Origin of the sequence: Microcoleus sp. D2_18a_D3 (genome assembly GCF_036702455.1) — a bacterium.
In the GTDB taxonomy this organism is placed as follows: Bacteria; Cyanobacteriota; Cyanobacteriia; order Cyanobacteriales; family Microcoleaceae; genus Microcoleus.
Window position 1 is genome coordinate 1 of the sequence record NZ_JAUBTK010000117.1, and the last position, 18,051, is coordinate 18,051.

The 18,051-nt window shown below is 45.3% G+C and carries 19 protein-coding genes; 13 read left to right on the plus strand and 6 right to left on the minus strand.

Features of this window, described 5'->3' with window-relative positions; translation table 11 throughout:
• The first annotated feature begins 954 nt into the window (after positions 1–954).
• The 3 genes from QUB06_RS31545 to QUB06_RS31555 are packed head-to-tail and all read left to right on the plus strand — an operon-like array spanning position 955 to position 4,288.
• Positions 955–1,410, plus strand: coding sequence for a pyridoxamine 5'-phosphate oxidase family protein (locus QUB06_RS31545; RefSeq protein ID WP_333438639.1), 456 nt, complete (start codon positions 955–957; stop codon positions 1,408–1,410).
• A 56-nt stretch (positions 1,411–1,466) separates the two neighbouring features.
• Positions 1,467–2,717: an HAD-IC family P-type ATPase gene (locus QUB06_RS31550; RefSeq protein WP_333438640.1), complete on the plus strand. Its 1,251-nt coding sequence runs from the start codon at positions 1,467–1,469 to the stop codon at positions 2,715–2,717.
• Complete coding sequence (locus QUB06_RS31555) at positions 2,666–4,288, plus strand: cation-transporting P-type ATPase (protein ID WP_333438641.1); 1,623 nt, start codon at positions 2,666–2,668, stop codon at positions 4,286–4,288. Before QUB06_RS31550 ends, QUB06_RS31555 begins: the two co-directional genes overlap by 52 nt.
• Positions 4,289–4,882: 594 nt before the next feature.
• On the opposite strand, the gene QUB06_RS31560 is transcribed toward QUB06_RS31555, so the two are convergent.
• On the minus strand, positions 4,883–7,189 hold the full coding sequence (locus QUB06_RS31560; protein WP_333438642.1) for an FUSC family protein: 2,307 nt from the start codon (positions 7,187–7,189) through the stop codon (positions 4,883–4,885).
• A gap of 114 nt (positions 7,190–7,303) precedes the next feature.
• Here QUB06_RS31560 and QUB06_RS31565 point away from each other — a divergent pair, with 114 nt between their 5' ends.
• The gene (locus QUB06_RS31565) at positions 7,304–7,504 is read left to right on the plus strand and encodes a hypothetical protein (protein ID WP_333438655.1); all 201 of its coding nucleotides are present in this window, start codon (positions 7,304–7,306) and stop codon (positions 7,502–7,504) included.
• A gap of 125 nt (positions 7,505–7,629) precedes the next feature.
• Entirely contained in the window at positions 7,630–7,833 is a 204-nt protein-coding gene (locus QUB06_RS31570; RefSeq protein ID WP_333438654.1) for a GMC oxidoreductase, read from the plus strand.
• Here the strand turns inward: QUB06_RS31570 and QUB06_RS31575 are convergent.
• Positions 7,770–8,243: a hypothetical protein gene (locus QUB06_RS31575; protein ID WP_333438643.1), complete on the minus strand. Its 474-nt coding sequence runs from the start codon at positions 8,241–8,243 to the stop codon at positions 7,770–7,772. The genes QUB06_RS31570 and QUB06_RS31575 overlap by 64 nt on opposite strands.
• Before the next feature lie 112 nt (positions 8,244–8,355).
• Between QUB06_RS31575 and QUB06_RS31580 the strand changes: the two genes are divergently transcribed.
• Positions 8,356–9,410 (plus strand): IS630 family transposase gene (locus QUB06_RS31580; RefSeq protein WP_333438644.1). Its coding sequence is split into 2 segments (ribosomal slippage): positions 8,356–8,748 and positions 8,751–9,410, totalling 1,053 coding nucleotides; the frame shifts between segments, so codons are not numbered across the junction.
• 76 nt (positions 9,411–9,486) lie between these two features.
• Here the strand turns inward: QUB06_RS31580 and QUB06_RS31585 are convergent.
• Together QUB06_RS31585 and QUB06_RS31590 are read right to left on the minus strand one after the other, a co-directional pair.
• On the minus strand, positions 9,487–9,972 hold the full coding sequence (locus QUB06_RS31585) for a GIY-YIG nuclease family protein (protein WP_333438645.1): 486 nt from the start codon (positions 9,970–9,972) through the stop codon (positions 9,487–9,489).
• A gap of 783 nt (positions 9,973–10,755) precedes the next feature.
• Entirely contained in the window at positions 10,756–10,902 is a 147-nt protein-coding gene (locus tag QUB06_RS31590; RefSeq protein ID WP_333438646.1) for a hypothetical protein, read from the minus strand.
• A gap of 178 nt (positions 10,903–11,080) precedes the next feature.
• Here QUB06_RS31590 and QUB06_RS31595 point away from each other — a divergent pair, with 178 nt between their 5' ends.
• From QUB06_RS31595 to QUB06_RS31620, 6 genes are all read left to right on the plus strand, one after another.
• Entirely contained in the window at positions 11,081–11,326 is a 246-nt protein-coding gene (locus QUB06_RS31595) for a hypothetical protein (protein WP_333438647.1), read from the plus strand.
• 130 nt (positions 11,327–11,456) lie between these two features.
• Positions 11,457–12,005, plus strand: coding sequence for a hypothetical protein (locus tag QUB06_RS31600; protein WP_333395332.1), 549 nt, complete (start codon positions 11,457–11,459; stop codon positions 12,003–12,005).
• 102 nt (positions 12,006–12,107) lie between these two features.
• Entirely contained in the window at positions 12,108–14,555 is a 2,448-nt protein-coding gene (locus tag QUB06_RS31605; RefSeq protein ID WP_333438648.1) for a hypothetical protein, read from the plus strand.
• An 84-nt stretch (positions 14,556–14,639) separates the two neighbouring features.
• Positions 14,640–15,497 carry a hypothetical protein gene (locus QUB06_RS31610; RefSeq protein ID WP_333438649.1) on the plus strand — a complete coding sequence of 286 codons (858 nt, stop codon included), beginning with the start codon at positions 14,640–14,642 and terminating at the stop codon, positions 15,495–15,497.
• A 13-nt stretch (positions 15,498–15,510) separates the two neighbouring features.
• Positions 15,511–15,660 carry a hypothetical protein gene (locus QUB06_RS31615; RefSeq protein WP_333438650.1) on the plus strand — a complete coding sequence of 50 codons (150 nt, stop codon included), beginning with the start codon at positions 15,511–15,513 and terminating at the stop codon, positions 15,658–15,660.
• 29 nt (positions 15,661–15,689) lie between these two features.
• Positions 15,690–16,385, plus strand: coding sequence for a hypothetical protein (locus QUB06_RS31620; protein ID WP_333438651.1), 696 nt, complete (start codon positions 15,690–15,692; stop codon positions 16,383–16,385).
• Between the two features lie 69 nt (positions 16,386–16,454).
• Here the strand turns inward: QUB06_RS31620 and QUB06_RS31625 are convergent, their stop codons facing one another.
• Both QUB06_RS31625 and QUB06_RS31630 read right to left on the minus strand, forming a co-directional pair.
• Entirely contained in the window at positions 16,455–17,018 is a 564-nt protein-coding gene (locus tag QUB06_RS31625; RefSeq protein WP_333235652.1) for an HU family DNA-binding protein, read from the minus strand.
• A 46-nt stretch (positions 17,019–17,064) separates the two neighbouring features.
• Positions 17,065–17,790: a hypothetical protein gene (locus tag QUB06_RS31630; protein WP_333438652.1), complete on the minus strand. Its 726-nt coding sequence runs from the start codon at positions 17,788–17,790 to the stop codon at positions 17,065–17,067.
• A 6-nt stretch (positions 17,791–17,796) separates the two neighbouring features.
• Here QUB06_RS31630 and QUB06_RS31635 point away from each other — a divergent pair, with 6 nt between their 5' ends.
• A complete protein-coding gene (locus QUB06_RS31635) occupies positions 17,797–17,952 on the plus strand; it encodes a hypothetical protein (protein ID WP_333438653.1) in 156 nt (51 codons plus the stop codon).
• Positions 17,953–18,051 lie beyond the last annotated feature (99 nt).

Here is an 18,051-nt window from a genome sequence, read left to right on the forward strand (position 1 = left end):
TGTCTGATACCCGTTAGTAGACGTTCCCTCTTTATCAATGCACTATTTGGTTATTTTGTCAATGCGTAAGTCCTAGTAACTATAATTGTGTTCCAGCCAGAATTAACTGCAACTGAACCAGAATTAAGTAAGTAGGCGGGATTAAACCGCATAATGTAACACTATGTAAACAGGTTTAAGTCAGCCAGTAGAGAGCCTGTGGAGACTTTGCCCTCGTTTACATAGGGACGTTTTTTCGTGCCGACTTACTTAACTGCAACTGAGCCTGCAATCATCGGTTTCAGCCAGGATTAACTGCAACTGACAGATGTCCAAGTAATGAAACTCGTTGCGCTCGCACGATATGTTGCCGATTATATGTTTACCGGGTTTCGTTACCAAACTTAAGGTCGCAACTGGCGAGATTTGAGGAAGGGTTGGGATGGTAAAGAAAACGAGCGTTTTCTTTACGGGGGTAAATGAGCAGTCCTACAGAAACTTACGCTAAGGAATTGATTAGTCGTTTTGAATACTGAGCTCGCCTCTTATAAACCTGTACCAATTGATCTGTCTGAAATTTAAAAGCCTCAAATCCTTACTGTGCCGTACAAAAAAGCTGTACCAAAAAATCTATGCTCTAATTGGTACAGTTTAATTTTCAATTCTTTAAGTTTTTGAGAGACAAAAAAAGTAGTTCCCAGAATCCTTATCCAGTAAAAGTTTCAGCCAAGCACGTAAGTTTCTGTACGACTGCTCATTTACCCCCGTCACGGTTTGTTTAGTTGTGGCCAGCTAGGCTGCGGGCAAAAAAGCATCAATTAGGCGCGCAGAGGATTTGTGAGGCGATCGTTTTCTCAACAGGCTATTGACTCCGATAATTGACTTTCAGATATCGACTCCATCTAACGACAGATGTAAAGCCGGAATTATTTCTGTTCAATACTACCAATCAACTGACTTTTTAAGAGAATAATAATGTTAGATATTGATGAAATGAGTTCCAAAGAAATACACGAACTCCTACACAAAGTAGGATACGGTCATCTGGGCTGCATACACGAAGGCAAGCCCTACGTGATACCAATGAATTATTATCTAGAAGAAGAGGACATTTACCTGTTTACAACGATCGGCATGAAGACTCACGATCTTGATGCAAATCCAGAAATTTGTTTGCAGGTTGAAGAAATACGCGAGCCGCTTCATTGGCGCAGCGCGATCGTCAATGGTCGAGCTTCGCGCCTGACTGAGCAGGAAGATATCGATCGGGTAATGCACCTGATCAAAGACCGCAATCCCACGCTGTCACCTGCGATCAATCGAACTTGGATTGATGCTGAGGGACGTTCAGAAGTAATCGCAATCTACCGCATCCACGAGAGTGAAATGAGCGGACGCACGACTGATGGAGTCAGCAGTAAGAACCCATAGGAGCGCTTTCGTCAACCGTGCAACTGCAAACTTATGAGGCAACTTGTTGATTCTCTATGGCATCTCATGCACCTGTTTGGACACTATCGACCCAGCAAGTCTACGAAACTTTATCAACTTCAGAAAAGGGACTTTCAGAGGCAGAAACAGCAATTAGAATCAAGCATTACGGGTTTAATGAACTGCCCGAACCAGCCAGAAGATCGCTATTACTCCGCTTCACGGATCAGTTGACGCATTTCATGGCACTCTTGCTCTGGGTTGCAGGTGCGCTGGCTTTTGTGTCCGGTACACCAGAACTCGGCTGGGCAGTCTGGGCTGTAATCTGGATTAATGCCGGTTTCAGTTTTTGGCAAGAATTCCAGGCAGAACAAGCCTTAACAGCACTCAATAAAATGTTGCCCGCCCGCGCTAAAGTCTATCGAGATGGGAAGCTAGGTGAGATTCCCGTCAGGGAGATGGTTCCGGGAGATGTCATGCAATTAGAAGAGGGCGATCGCATCTCTGCTGATGCCAGACTGGTTTCGGCTCAGTCTTGTTATGTCGATGTCTCGGTGCTGACGGGAGAATCGCTGCCGGTTGCCCGATCGGCGGAACCTGTAGCCACTGAAAAGATGCGTGCCTCCGAATCAAGCAATCTGGTTTTTGCGGGTTCTACCGTTTCGGCAGGGCGTGGATTAGCTGTTGTGTACGCTACAGGAACTCAGACCGAGTTTGGTCAGGTTGCCCATCTCACTACAACTGTGAAGCGAGAACCTAGCACCCTGGAAGTTCAAATCAACAGCGTGGTGCACGTCATCACCACGATCGCCCTTGGGCTGGGTGTTGTGGTGTTTCTGCTGACTAACCTGTTGGTGGGCATGGAACTCAAGGAAAGCTTCATTTTTGCGATCGGGATTATTGTGGCATTTATCCCAGAAGGACTGCTGCCAACGGTGACTCTGGCTCTGGCTATGGGTGTCAAGCGCATGGCAAAGCGTAATGCTCTGGTGCGTCGGCTCTCGGCAGTGGAGACATTGAGTGCCACCACGGTCATCTGTACAGACAAAACAGGGACGCTGACGAAGAATGAGATGACGGTTTGCCGACTCTGGATTCCGACATCTGAGATTACAGTAACTGGAATAGGGTACGACCCGACGGGAGGAGAGGTGCAAGTTCCTGCTGGGCGAATGGAATCACAGGTAAAGCTGCTGTTGGCGGGTTCGGCGCTCTGTTCCAATGCCCGCTTGAACCATCCAGCAGGTTCCAGTCAGTGGCAGCCACCAGCGATCCCACTGAAGCGGCTCTGCTGGTGGCTGCCCTAAAAAAGAAACTGAACTTTGAAGAACTACAGCGTCAGCTTCAGAGAACGCAGGAAGTTCCCTTTGATTCGCGCAGACGGATGATGAGTGTCGTGCTGCAAAGAAGTTCGGATAATTCAGGTTTAGGGTTTGAGTTAGAAGGGCAATCGGACTATCTCAAACCGCTAACGGCTCCCTATCTGATTTTTACAAAGGGATCGCCATTGGACGTGCTGCAACACTGTAAACAGATTTTGAAAGATGGACACATAGAAGAATTATCAGCAGCAGAACGGAAAGAGGTGACTGCTGTTAATGATGGATTTGCAAGTCGAGGTTATCGAGTTCTGGGACTTGCCACGCGGCAGAAAGAGGAGCAACCCCAAGACGCCCAGGAATTGGAGCAAAATCTGATCTTTGTTGGGTTGGTGGCAATGATTGACCCGCCGAGAGCAGAAGTTGCGGACGCGATCGCCCAATGCCATCAAGCAGGTATCCAGGTGACGATGGTAACAGGAGATTATGGACTCACCGCAGAAGCGATTGCCCAGCAAATTGGCTTAGTAGATGGTAAAGCCAGGGTAGTTACGGGCGAAGAAATGGGACATCTTTCGGATGCCCAGTTGTGTCAGGTATTGCAGCAAAAATCCGGGTTAATCTTTGCTCGCGTACAGCCGGAACAGAAGTTAAGGTTGGTTCAGGCTTACATCAGAATGGGTCATACCGTAGCGGTGACGGGTGATGGGGTGAATGATGCTCCAGCCTTGAGAGCGGCCAATATCGGCATTGCGATGGGGCTCAGTGGCACGGATGTGGCGCGGGAAGCGGCTGATATTGTGCTGATTGATGATAACTTCGCGACTATTATTAGTGCGATCGAGGAAGGACGAGCTGTCTATCAGAATATTCGCAAGTTCATCACCTATATCCTGTCCTCGAACATACCAGAATTGCTCCCTTTTCTGGCGATGGTCTTTTTTAAGATTCCGCCCGCTTTAGTCATTCTGCAAATTCTGGCGATCGATCTAGGCACAGACATGATTCCCGCCCTAGCGTTGGGCGCAGAAGAACCGGAGGCAGGCATCTTGCTTCAACCGCCACGCAAAAAATCGAAACCATTACTGGATAAATCTTTAATGCTGCGTGCCTTTTTGTTTCTAGGGTTGCTCGAAGGCTTGGTAGGAATGACAGGTTTTCTGCTGGTTTGGCGCTCAAATGGTTACGGGATTACCCAGTTGCAGGCGATGACTTCGGCGATTCTTGCCCGATCGGGGACTACTACTCAGATGGCAATTTATCATCAAGCAACAACTGTGACGCTGGCGGCGATCGTGGCTTGTCAGGTTGGAAACGTTTTCGCCTGCCGAAGTGAGCGCACCTCAATTTTTAGATTGGGCTTTTTTAGCAACCGTTTGATCTGGTTAGGCATTGCGGTTGAGTGGGGACTGATTCTATCTATTATCTATTTCCCACCTTTACAAAAAGTCTTTGCGACCGCACCCCTATCTCCCTGGCAATGGTCGCTGCTAATCCTCTGCCCACCATTGATACTAATCGCTGATGAAATACGAAAGAAAATTGTTCAGGCAGGGTAAACGCATCTTAACTTTAACCCCAAATATGCTACAGTTAAATCCGACTAAATTTCAATAAGGCATTTGAGGTTAAAAATCTTTGTATATGACGACGGCTATTTTATTGTATTGGTAACGGCAGGTTGGCAGCTAATCTTTCTATCCTTACTTCTCGATAATTCTGTAGTAGCCATACCAGCATTTTTAGAGTAATTAACTGTCTAGTGTTCAGGTAGTTTTGCAGGATTGTTTGATAGAATTGTAGTAGCATTTATGGTTGTGGTCTTGTTATTTTGACGAAACCATTCTTTTCTATCATAAAACAGTCCCTCACAGATAGCTCTCTAATAACCTCACGGTTTATTCTCAATAAGCACGGTTTTTTTTCTCCATTTTTTTCAGGGAGTCTGTTGCTTGAACAGCTTTTCCTATCTAGGTTTTACCTTCCTTGTCGCCCCCTCAACCCCCCAGGACCAAAGCTTGATTTATCGTCTTAGTTAAGCCCAATCAGAAGGGCTAAATTATACCTGACCGGACTTTTAAAACATCCTCTTATAATCTAAAACTACATATCGCTGTAAAAATATGAGTAAGTTTAGTAAAGTATTTGAATATTTAAGTTGAACTCTTATCAACTGATGCCTGCAGGCGATCGATCGCAGAATGCAGGCATTTCATTTCACGGGCAATTCGATCTAGTTGTGTGAAAACAGGAGTTTGTTCTAGAACAGCTTGCCGAGTTGATGTTACAGAAATTGGATTTGTAGCCAACTCTGATATCCTAATGAGATGTAACTGTTCAATATCGTTGTGAATGGCTGCAATATAAATATCTAGCTTCGGTAAAGCTAGAGGTAGGTGTCCCTGTTCCAGCGCGTTGGCTAAGTTCTCTAAAACTTGGACAATCGCATCGGTAAATCGCTGGAAATCTGCGAATTGGTACTCTCCGCTAAATTTCCGCTGATGTTCTGCTAGAGTGGTGACTGAGCTGAAAAAGGCACGAATGTAGAGTATCAGCATCGCGATCGGTTCAACTTCTCCTCGAACGTGACGGGGCTCGCTGAATAACCTTTGAGCAGCAGCATTCGCATTCGCATTCTCTAATGCTGCTTGATAATGCAGGTTTCTAATAGTTTCTGTCGAGGAGTTTTGTTCTGGGTTGATGTAGCTAGCTACAACTTGTTGAAAGTAGGCGAGATTAGATCGAATAGTTTTTGCTAGTTGTGCGGGAAGTTGCGATTGCTCCCAACTGGGAAATAACAAATAGCTGCCGAGTAATGCTAAAATTCCTCCAATTAAGCTATCGACAATGCGTAATACTCCTATTTCCCAGCCGCCTTTACTTGTCATATTCAGTAGCAATATGACTACGGGAGTGAGGAGTGTGATAAAGATGCCGTAGCTCAGCGATCGCACCGACATAGCAGTGACTAAGAGTATCAGAAGACAGACTAATATTGCCACTGGATTGTGGATAAGTATGACAAGGGCAATGCCAAATATGCCCCCCAATGTAGTTCCAATCACCCGTTGCACCGTTGTCTGAGAAGTACCGCCAAAGTTCGGCTTTAGGGCAACTACAGCAGTGAGCGTGACCCAATAGCCTGTGGGTACTTGCAATAACACGGCTACTAATTCAGCAGTCGTTACTATTAGCGCCAGCCGCAAAGCGTGACGAAAAATAACAGAATTAAACGTGAGATTGTTCCGCAGCGTGTCAATGATTGAAGAACGCTGTGGCTGTATTGGGGGATAAATATTGAGCTGGGCGATGCTGCGTCTTTCTCCCCGTTGTAAATCTGTGGAAATTTCCGCATCTGTATGAATTTGTTCTGCTAGCGCTTTCAAACTAGCTACAATCTTGCCAAGACTCACTAAGTCAGCATAGTCATCTGTCCGATCCATACTAGCTTGATTCAGGGTTTGAGAGTGGAGGACTTGCCACTGGTATTCTAGTGCCTCGATCGCCCGATCCAAATCTCCCAAGCGAACAACATTCTTTCCTTTAGCAAGTGCATCTGACAAGATTTGTAGAGCCGTTGCCGATGTTTCTAGCACTTGCTGAATTTCTCTGTGCAACTGCTGAACTAAGGGACGAGAGGAGGCGATCGCTAATAGTTCCACCAATGCTACAACCGAATTGGTAATTTGGTTGACATCCTCAATTAAGACGAGTAACTGATTGCCGTGCAAATCAGCACTTTCTCGACCCGTCCACACAGCACTCCAAACACTCCGGGCAGTGGTCAAATTCTCTATTACGCTGTCTTGAGCTTGTAAGAATTGCTCTCCCCACGGACGACGCTCTGAGAGAGTTAAGGGTATCTCGCTTGCCATTCGCACAAATTTGCTCAATGTCGCATAACAACTGCTGGCTGCCTCAGTCGCAGGTGTATAAGGGCGTAACACCCACAATAAGAGAGATAACACCATCGCCCATAAAGCTCCAGCTAGACACAGCGCACATTGCAGAAGAACAGTAGAGAAATCTGGAAACGAAGCGAATTTTGCTAGGCAGACGATAAACATAATTGATGTCACCAGGCTAACCGTCGCGGCGCTCGTGCCAAACAGACCAGCTAAGCCAGCGGCGAACATCACCAAGAAAGTGGCTGGAATAGCTAGCCAAAGGGTACTACTAACCAGATTTGCCATTAGCAAGGCGAGAGTAACGCCAATGGTTGCGGAGAGCATTACAGTTGCTTTTTGGCGATAGGCTCCACCTGCATCGACCATGCCAACAAACATGGCTCCCATCACCGCGATCGCACTTGCAGCCGGATGACCTGCAATGAAGCCAACTGCAACGGGCCCGCTCACTGCCAAAAGGGTACGCAAGCCGTAGAGGATGTCAGGTTTACCGGGCAAGGGCTGAAACTGCTGCAACAGCCAGTTGAGAGATTGTCGATGGCCAAATGGCATTACTAGGCTACCTCTTTAAATTAAATTAACTGCTGATACGAGTGATGAGACAAAAAAGTTTTTTAACACATTCTTTAGCAATAATTAATTTAAAAAGCTTGACATAGAATCCATGTGAGCGGCAATGTGCTGCCAGATATGATTCCGGCGGAAGCGCCCCCACTTTTAGCACCCTACGTGAAATTGATTCCAAGTTTTGAACTCCACTTGATGCCTGAACATCCGTGGAGTGGCGGTGGCAAACCGAGTATTTGTCCGACCCTAACAATCGCGTGCGTGTTGTCGGTGACAAGTTACACCTGGATTACACCCTGAATAATACAGAAGCTGCCGATCGCCTGGTTCATCGCTGGACATCGGTGCTAAAGTCGATCAAGCGAAATGCCGTGCACGTCCTCCCGTTTAGCCTGTATTTCCGCAATAACATTCCTTTGCAAGCTGTGGGCCATCAATGCGGCACCTGCTGCTTTGGTAGCGACCCCAAAACCTCAGTATTAGACCTCAACTGCCTCACCCACGATTTGATAACCTTTATGTCGTCGATGGTAGCAGGTCAATCGCACTTTCGGATCTCGACCAGTTATAGAGCTGTTTTAAAACTTATCAACCAAACAATCGAATTAACAGCCAACAAAAAGGTATAAAAAATATAGATTGAGGGAGCGCACATAGCTCTCCACAAAGAAGGCATTTTAAATATTTTCAAAGAACCGAGCGGGTGAACTAGACCTTCCGGTATCGAACGGGCATTAAAACTTTTATCTAAGGCGCTTTCGTCATTCAAGAATTCGGTAACGGCAGCGGCTCTTTGCATATAATAAAATTGCACTCTCCAATAGGTAGCTTCTAAAAACCAAAAACCAAAAATTATAACGTATCCCAGCGGAGCTAACGCATCTATTTTACTGGCAAACACCCAACCAATTAACGCTACCCAAATGGTAATTGCCGCAGTTTTTAACTGCTGCAAAATTGTACTGAAGTTAGCTATTTTTTTCTCTAGTTCCTCTGCTCCTTTTTGCAGCATTGCTAGCTGAAATTCAAATCGATCCATATTTGATTCGGGGATGGCTGAGGGTTCCTACATAAGTAAGTCGGTGCGAAAAAACCGAACTATGTTAAAATAAGTAAAGACAGGGAATACGTCTACCAAGGTAACTCAATATATGGGCGCTAGATTAAGGATATTTCTGACACAAGAGCAAGATAAAACTCTATTAAAATTGAGAACTGCGAATGTTCCCCAAAAAGTCAAAGACCGGGCTCTTGTAGTCAGATTAAATGCACAGGGCTGGTACGTTGAAAAAATAGCAGCTCATTTTAACTGGACTCCACAAACAGTGAGAGAGGTTTTACATAAATGGCAAAAACTAGGAATGGAAGGTTTTTGGGAGTTGTCAGGTCGAGGAGCCAAACCGAAGTGGAAAGAAGCAGACATAGAGTTTTTAACAGAATGTCTCAAAAATGAACCACGTACATACAATAGTGTTCAATTAGCTCAAAAATTAGAAAAAGAGCGCTCTATTAAACTAAGTCCCGACCGATTAAGACGAATACTAAAAAAAAAGGGTTTATTTGGAAACGAGCGAGAAAGAGCCACAAAGGAAAACAAGAAAGCATAGCACGCCAAATCAAACAAGCAGACCTAGATATGCTGGAATGGGCTGCTGCTGCAGGAGAGATCGATTTAAAATATTTAGATGAATCAGGATTTTGTGCATGGAGCGAGCCTGGTTACACTTATTACAAACGAGGCGAGCAAAAACGTCTGGAACAAACTTTACGGCGTGGTCGTAGATTAAGTATTGTAGGACTTCTACAACCTGAAATCAGCTTTGTTTACGGTTTGGTAATTGGGGGTGTCGATCGAAAAGCTTATATCAAAATGATGGAGTCAGAGGCTCGCTCGGCAGAGACGAGTAAACGAATTAGAGTAATAGTACAGGATAATGGCCCCATACATCGATGTAAGGAAGTCCAAAAATTATGGTCAAAGTGGGAAAATCAGGGTCTATATATCTTGTTTTTACCTAAATATTGCTCAGAAATGAATCCCATAGAATTGGAGTGGCAACACATCAAAAAAGATGAGCTAGCCGGACAAATGTTTGAAGATGAATTAGAGCTAGCTTATGCCGTAATTAATGGGGTAGAAGCTAGAGGAAAAAAAGGAAACTACTCTACAAAACGCATTAAATTCAGAGCCGAGCTGGTTACTTAATATTTTGTTACATACTTGCGAATTTTCCTGCCGACTTACTTAGTTTCTAACTTTAAAATACCAAATTGCAGCAGTTTTACTTCCCGAATGGTTGTCCCCACCACTGCCAGCACTCCTTATTAAAAGGCGATGGCCACTTGCAGATAAGCTCCGATTCTAACTGTAGCCGCTGTTTCCGATTGCTTGGCGCTCCGTACCAAAACGCAATAGCCACAGCCACATTCAGGGAATAACGCCGATGTAATTCAATGTAATTGCCAATGTAGCGGTGGCAATCATGGCTCATCCACCGCTGTTTGGGAGTGCGCTCTGTTTCTCCCACGTAGAGCAGCAGGGGGTGTACGTTGTCAATCACAAAATAGAGACAAGTATGATCGCCCCAATCCGGTTTCTCGCAGAATGAGAGATTGTGTAATTCCAGGGCAAAGGGGTCTATGTTGTTGGAGTCACAAGAATTTGGCGCTAACTCGAATAGACTTCCCTGTCGCGGTTGGTCAACGCCTTCAGATTGCTGGTGTTCAAAAATACGCTGTTTCCAGCTCTCTAGCGCCTCACAATTCATCGTTAGTTGAGGAGATTTAGCATAGCTGTTTGGGTTGAAATTCAGAGAAAAGTTCGAGTTGTGGCACGGATTCAAAGGGTTAATTGGACGATCGCTGCTGTAAAGTTTAGCTCAATGGAATTCTGCCAAACATCACGCTCCCGGTAGTAATATTTCCAAATATGGACCTGATACGGTCACAATTATACCAAAATGATGACAGTGGTTGTTTAAAAAATCATATAATTCCTGAATGAAATCAGCAAAATATCGAGATTTTGTTACAGATATTCTTGGTTTTTAGATGTTAATGAGGATTTATTTTGCCAAGTTTCGGAAGCTCTCGCATTCACCTTGCCCATTTATTCGATCGATTCTTAGCTATTGACATCACATATCGAGCCGTATCCTCACGAAATCACGGCAGTTTATCAAGAAATGCTACCACGTCAGTTTTTGCGCTTCTTACGGGCAGGCAATCCAGGGACAAGGAAAATCATGATGACCAGATTGTCAATTTGTAGCTTTGTCAAATTGTTCTTAGTGGTCGCTTAGGAATCACTGGCAATGACAGTTTTATTGAATATAAAATGCTTTTCGTTGGTTGTAAGTATGAAATACAATTAATTGACTAAAAGCTACTTAAATGCTATTAACGTAGTGCTTCGCTTTTGGGCGATGATGTTTTTTCTCCATAACTATGACTATCTCTCATCAATCACATCTAAATCTAATGAGCAAAATAGCCAAAATAACTAAAAATCACATCGAATGGTTTAAGGAACCGAAGGACTGCTTTTTCTACTACGGCAGCAACTGGTGTCCGGGTTGGGCGATGGCGCTACGCGCCACGCAAGCTACGGTAAAATTGAACTTCCGTTGGCGCAGCCCTCGGAGAGGATCGTTCCTCAATGTTTCTATCTGGTAAGAGATGCTTCCGGTGACTGTCATTGGCTTCCTGCTAACAAAGCTTCTTGTCGTGGGGAAGGTCAAAGTCATCTGTTTGACAGAGTTATATGGTCAATTCCTTTGATTGGCTTAAAATCAAGAAATTCAAGCCTATCTCCTGAAATTTTATGCACTTTCTCGCGACTAATAGCGTTGAACCAGTTCGCTACTGGTTTTTCTTATGCTCAAGTTTGTTGTGTGTTTAGCTTACTATTCTGGTGGCACTGCTACAGAAAAGGGTCAAATTGTTTTCTTAGGTGACAAAAAAGGTGATAAATGGGTAAGCAATTTTGAAAACACCTACTTTTTTGATACTCAAAATAGTGCAAATACTAAAGCAACAGTTTTAAACAATAATTCTGCCGATTGCGGGTTTTTTGCTGATTCTATATTTGTTATTGCCGTTTCCGGCGCAGAATTTCCTTAGTCAAATTTAATTTTTGTTCCTATCTTATTTGTAAACAAAAGTCAATTTTTTGCCGTCAAAAAGAGAAATAAAATTGAGATGATATACTAAAAAAATAATTTATCGCTCGATACAAAGCTCGATTACCACCATGACAATAACAGCAGGATTCGCAACAAAAATGCTGCGGGCAACACTCGCTGACTACAACTTTTGGCCCCAATCGGAAAGCGATTCACCGCTTTCGATTAAAAGAGCTAAACTGCCATTGGACGAAGCAGCAATCCTCAGCAGAGATGCTTCAATGCGGAGAGCTGCAATCAAGGCGATGAATCCCCTCGCTCCTAGTTACAAAGCTCCGGCGACACGACGAATTGAATACAAAACTTTAGATGAGCTGTTTCAACCTTTGATCAGAAACTCTTTGACAGAGTTAGTAGGGATGGCAACCCAAGGTTTGGCGATGGAAGAGCCTGTTTTACCAGAGACAGTATTTAGCATTTTGATGCCGATCGAACAGGTTGAATATCTAACTGAGCTTTACCAAACATTCACTCAGTTGCAAAATACTAAAGTCATCATGGTTCACGACGATGACGGTGACAACACAAGCCCTGATGCTTACACAACTCTGATGATTGCTGGAGAATCAGTGGAATCTGAAGTTATCCTGGCTCAGGCTCTGCTGATTCAAACCTGATAAGCGCCAAGTTCTTTCTCTCTCTTGTTTTTAATCTCTTCTCTGGTACTGACTACAGAGAAGAGATTAATTCTCGTGTATTCACAAATTAAATAAATAATCATGGCAATTAGAATCACCGCCCCAAATCAGCCAAGTATTCAAGTAAACTCTTTGCCTTATTCTTTACCTGTTACTGCGATCGCAGACAGTAACACAAATACTGACGTTCGATTTAAACTCAACGGCACAGTGGTTGGGACAGATACATCCGCAACTAATGTCGGCACGACGGCAGCACCTCAATATCAATTTGGGCTAGTTATTCCTATTAATAGTGCTGGCGTTCACGTCATTGAAGTCGAAGATATCACCGGCACAACGCCTCCGGTAGTTCGATCGACAGCTCAAGTCACTTTTGAAGTCAAGGTCAACTCACCAACAATTGCGCTACGAGCTCCTGTTCTTAATTCAGGGCAAACTGTAGTAGTTGCTGATGTAGAATATCCGCCAACTAACTCTTTTGTCCGCTTCACTCTCAACGGCTCAATTATTAAAGAAAGTCCTTGGATTCCTTATGAAACAGCCATCACACAAAATGGAACTCTACGCGCTGATTTGATGGTTGGCACGAGTGTTGTTGCTACCGCTTCTCGGGATGTGACTCTTATTCCTCCAGAGCCGGCAATCGTTGGGCCACAAGGTCCGATCGGTTTAACCGGCCCGGCTGGTCCGATCGGCCCTCAAGGCATTCCCGGCGAGAAAGGCGATCGCGGTGATGTTGGTCAGCCTGGAACTCCCGGAGCAACTGGAACTCCCGGAACTCCCGGAACTCCCGGAACTCCCGGCGCAACTGGAGCAACTGGAGCAACTGGAGCTCAAGGTATTCAGGGAATTCAGGGAAATCCTGGCGCGACTGGTTCGATCGGACCTAAAGGCGATCAAGGTAATCCCGGTGCTGCTGGCGTAGCAGGTTCTCCCGGTGTTGCTGGTGAAAAAGGGGAACCAGGCAGTCAAGGAATTCAAGGCATTCAAGGTTTGACCGGCCCGGCTGGCAGTCCAGGGCCTCAAGGAAATCCAGGCGTTCAAGGTGAACCGGGCGAACGTGGCTTACCCGGAACTCCCGGCGCTCCGGGTGCTGAAGGTTTACAGGGTGTGCCTGGGATTGCCGGCCCTAAAGGTGACAAAGGCGATATCGGTAATCCAGGGATGCAAGGCCCGATGGGTGAAAAAGGCGATCGAGGCGATCGAGGTTTAGTTGGCGCTACTGGCTCTCAAGGAAATCCAGGCTTAACCGGCCCACAAGGCAGTCCCGGAATAAAAGGCGATCGTGGCGACCAAGGCATTCCCGGTGAAATTGGCGCAACCGGCCCAGCAGGTTTAACCGGCCCGCAAGGCGATAGAGGCCCACAAGGTGATCGAGGTGATCAAGGAATTCCCGGGGAAATGGGCGCAACTGGTTCGATCGGTTTAACCGGCCCGCAAGGTTCTAAAGGCGATCGCGGTGATCGAGGAATTGCTGGCGATGTTGGCGCAACTGGCGCAACTGGCCCGATCGGCTTAACCGGCCCCGCAGGTCAAAAAGGCGATCGCGGTGATCGAGGAATTCCAGGCGAAATGGGTTCGCAAGGTCTTCAAGGTAATCCCGGCACTCCTGGCGAACGAGGAGAGCAAGGAATTCAAGGCACACTGGGTAATATCGGGCCGACTGGTCAAATGGGGCCCGCAGGTGCAACAGGAGCGCAAGGTGCTCAAGGGATTCAAGGAATTCAAGGGCGACCGGGCTTAATTTGGCGGGGAAATTGGAGTCCAACAACCAACTACGCCATGTTTGATGCAGTTGCTTACAACGGCAGCAGCTACATTGCTAACGCACCAAGCATCAACTCTGTACCGCCGTCAGCATTCTGGACTTTGGGAGCTAAACAAGGCGATCAAGGTCTTCAAGGACTTCCAGGAGCCAAAGGTGATACTGGAGCGCAAGGCCCAACAGGCCCGGTAGGCGCAACCGGAATTCAAGGTGCAACTGGTGCCGTTGGAGCGCAAGGGCCTCAAGGTCTTAAAGGTGATACTGGTGCAACTGGTGCAACTGGCGCAGCGGGAGCTACTGGTGCAATGGGAGCTACTGGTAATCCTGGCGCTCAAGGAATTCAAGGAGTTCAAGGCCCGGTTGGTGCGACTGGTGCGACTGGTGCGACTGGTCCTGCTGGTCCTGCTGGTTCTGCTAGTTCCGGTATTGTCTGGGGTGAATGGGTTAATATCCCCGTACTAGCTGGAAGCGGAAATTTAAGAGTCCGTCGATCTGGAAATTTAATCCATCTGCAAGGAGGAACGCAAATAACAGCACCGAATACTAGCGGGACACCTAGCATTACTTTGGCTAACACCCCAGCAGGATTTGGTGTTGCACAGAGCAAACCGTTTGCTGTTTTCGCGAATCCATCTTCAGGAACTCACATTACTGTAGGTACTGTCACTTATGCGAACTCACTCATTCTTTTGAATTTCTCAAAAGAAGCTGGAATGATAAGCACGTACTACGCGATCGATCAACTCATCTCAGTTGATTAATAAATAGCAAATCGCCCTGTTTACATAAAACGGGGCGATTTGCTATCTATTCTGCAATGTTAAGTCACAACCACACAAACTAATATGCTTCCACAATTAGCCAATACTTACACTCCAGCAAAGGAATATCCTACAGGCTTCTGGTTTAGCAGTCCTAAACTCAACGGAATTCGGTGTGTTTATCAAAGATTTGGGAATATCAAAGGATTAAGAAGCCAGACTTTGACTACGCGATTTGTTGGACTCGATCGCCTTGAGTTATCTTGTCAAACTCTGTGTGATGCTAATAATCTGTCGTTTCTTGATGGTGAATTGTTCATACCGGGCAAAACACTTGATGAACTTACAGTGTTGGTGCGCGATCGAACCAACTATGACCTTGCTGATAAATTTGCTGTCGAGTTTAGAATTTCTGCTGTTGTTCCAACAACAAACTCTAATTTAACAGCTCACCAAATGGTTACTCGGATGCGAGAAATCACTTCGGCACAGGGAATGGTGATCATAAGTTTTATACCTCAACAATTAATTCGCAGTACACCACTCGGAGTTCTTGATGAATATACGAAAATAGTGAATTCTGGTATTTCTGATGAAATATTTCTAAGAAATCCTGATTCAGTTTATTCAGAAGTGCGTAGCTTGCGGGGCGCGAACGCGCCATCGGACAATCTGTTAAAAGTGAAAGGAATAACAAGCGGAATCTTTACTGTTGTTGGATTTACTCAAAATCCTGTAGTGAATTTCGTCAGTTATATGTCCGTTGAAGGCATGGTGAATGGAGTCAATAAAATTACTCGTGTTTACGGGTTAAACGATGAAGAAGAACAAGATTTGTGGATGAATAGAGATTCTTACATCGGCAAACAAGTTCAGATAGTTTATATGGGGCTAAGTTCTACAGGGAATCTACGAACCCCTGCTTTGGGTCGATTCGTTTAAGGAGCAAGTTTGAATGATGTTGCCACAATTAGCAAATACTTACAGCCCAGCGAAAAACTATGGTGTTGCTGAATGGTTTAGCAGCCCTAAACTAGATGGAGTCCGCTGCTTATATGAAAATATGACCAGTGGGTTGAGAAGTCGTAGCTTGCGGGGCGCGTAGCGCCATCGGGCTTGACTCGATATTCAGGAATGACTGAGATTGAGGAAATATGCGAAAGTATCCGATCGACTAATAATTTATCTTTTATAGACGGTGAGTTGTACATCCCGGGAACTCTTTTTGATGTTATATCAGGAATAGTCCGCAGCAGAAAAACTGTAGAATCTGTAGTAGCAAATAAACAAAAAGTTCAGTTCCGCATCTTTGCGATTGGGTTCAATCAATTCCCGACAATGGAGACAGTTCATGAAGTAGATCAGGTCAAGCAAATTTTCCCGGCAATGGGGAAAGTTAGCTACGTCCCTCAGAAATTGATTGAAAATAATCCTTTGGTAATCCAAACTGAAGCTGAATTGGTCAAAAGTTCTGGACTCTCAGATGAAGGGATAATGCTGCGGAATCCGAACTCTATTTACTCCGGGGTTCGATCGAACAATCTCCTAAAAGTGAAAAACTTTGTAAAGAACAACTTTACGGTGGTTGGGTTTACCAAAGGTAGTGGCAAATATGCAAAGTCTCTGGGTAACTTACTGATTCGGGGAATGATTAACGATCAAATCATCAATAGTCGAGTGGGGACAGGATTTACTGACTTGGAGCGATCGACAATATTTGCCAACCAAGCTGATTATTTAGGCAGAACGCTGGAAGTGGTTTATCTTGGCGTGACTGCTACAGGCTCTCTACGGCATCCAGTATTTTCGGGATTTTTCAGAAATTACTAAATAAAATAGAGCAAGAAAAAAGCTTGAGTAGTGTACATCTACTCAAGCTTTTTTCTGTCTGGTTCAAAACTATTTGACGATTCCTACCAGTTCCGGCACTTTCCCCGCTAATTTCCAGCCTGTGCTAGGCGAGTAAACCGGGGTGCTAGCGTTAACTCCCCAGCCTGCTAGTTCACTTGTTGGTACTTCAACGAAGGAACTGTCAGGAGCTTTGATTTGCCAGGTTTGCTCAGGATGACTCAAGGTTTTTTGCGCTAGCAAGTCGGCTGGAATAGGAGGAGGTTGAATGCCTGCAACAGGAGGAACAGGAGCGACAGATTGAGCAGTAGATTCAGCAGCAGGTGCAAGCTGTGGTTGGCTTGGATCAGGCTGAACTAAAGTCAAAAAGGATTTGCTGAAAGTCAACTTAGGTCTGCGAGAAGCTTTAAAAGTGATAGCTTCTCCAGTCCGAGGGTTGCGTCCTTGACGTTCAGGTCGATCGGTAGCTTTTAAAATCCCTAACCCTTCCAATGGTAGTTTTTCACCATTGCGGAGAGTGAGTGACATGAAGGCTACTGCTGAATCCCATACCGCGTTAACGGTACTTTCAGCGAATCCAGTTGAAGCTTTTACGTGGTCAGTTAAGGCAGACATGACTAATGCTAACTAATGAATATTTTAATTATGCACTAGGAAATGATTAATTGGGTGGTAAACCAAAATCTTCAGGCTTATAAAGACCTGCTGGGAAGTGACCTTCTAAGTAATCGATCTGTTCTTGAGTCAGGGATTGATTATACAGCCGGACTGTTTTCGTGGTAATTCTGCCAGTTTCGTCCATAATTTTGCTGTTGGTGTAACAGCGCATTTGCCTAGTTTCGCCGATCGCAACCTTACTTTTGTACTCTTTCGGTATCCATCCAAGGGGGAAGTATCCGATATTTTTGGTACTTTCAGGAAAGCTCATATCAACGCCAAGTTCCATCCGCGCTGCGACTTCCCCCGCAGCAGGCTTCATTCGTTGGACAATGCGAATGAGAACGTTTTGCCCTTTCCATTCACCTCTGCTCCACACATTGGGTTCTTGCTTGTGAACGTTATAGACGTTGAAATAAGGCAAAGTATCAGGATTTTCTCGCAGTTCCGTCAAAATCTCCTCCCTAAATAAATTGAACACCAGCGCTCCGGTGCTACTTTCGGATGCTCCGGTATGAACTGCTCTCCAGTAAGCTGCTGCCCAGCTTTTTTCGGTATAGGCTTGACCGCTATCATCTGCGAACTGTTCCAGTGCAGAATCTCTGAGAGCCTGGTATTTTGCTGACACCTCACGGATTTTGGTAGTGTCGCCATCATTTTGAGTTTTCCATGCGATCGCAGGCCCCATCTCAGTTGCATATCCCTTGCGCTGCTCAAAAGCAAAATCCATTTGCTCTTGACTAACTTCAACCCCTACAAAAAGTGCATTCTCAAAGGAGTTGATGTTGATGTTAGTTTCCAATTGAGCGGGTCGCCAGTAGGTGTTAACAACTCTGACCAGCCGGGAAATAGTATCGATCGCATCGTCGGCAACGGCACAGGGTCGGGTTAGGTAAACTGCATCCTCTTTAAAATCTAGGACTTACGCATTGACAAAATAACCAAATAGTGCATTGATAAAGAGGGAACGTCTACTAACGGGTATCAGACA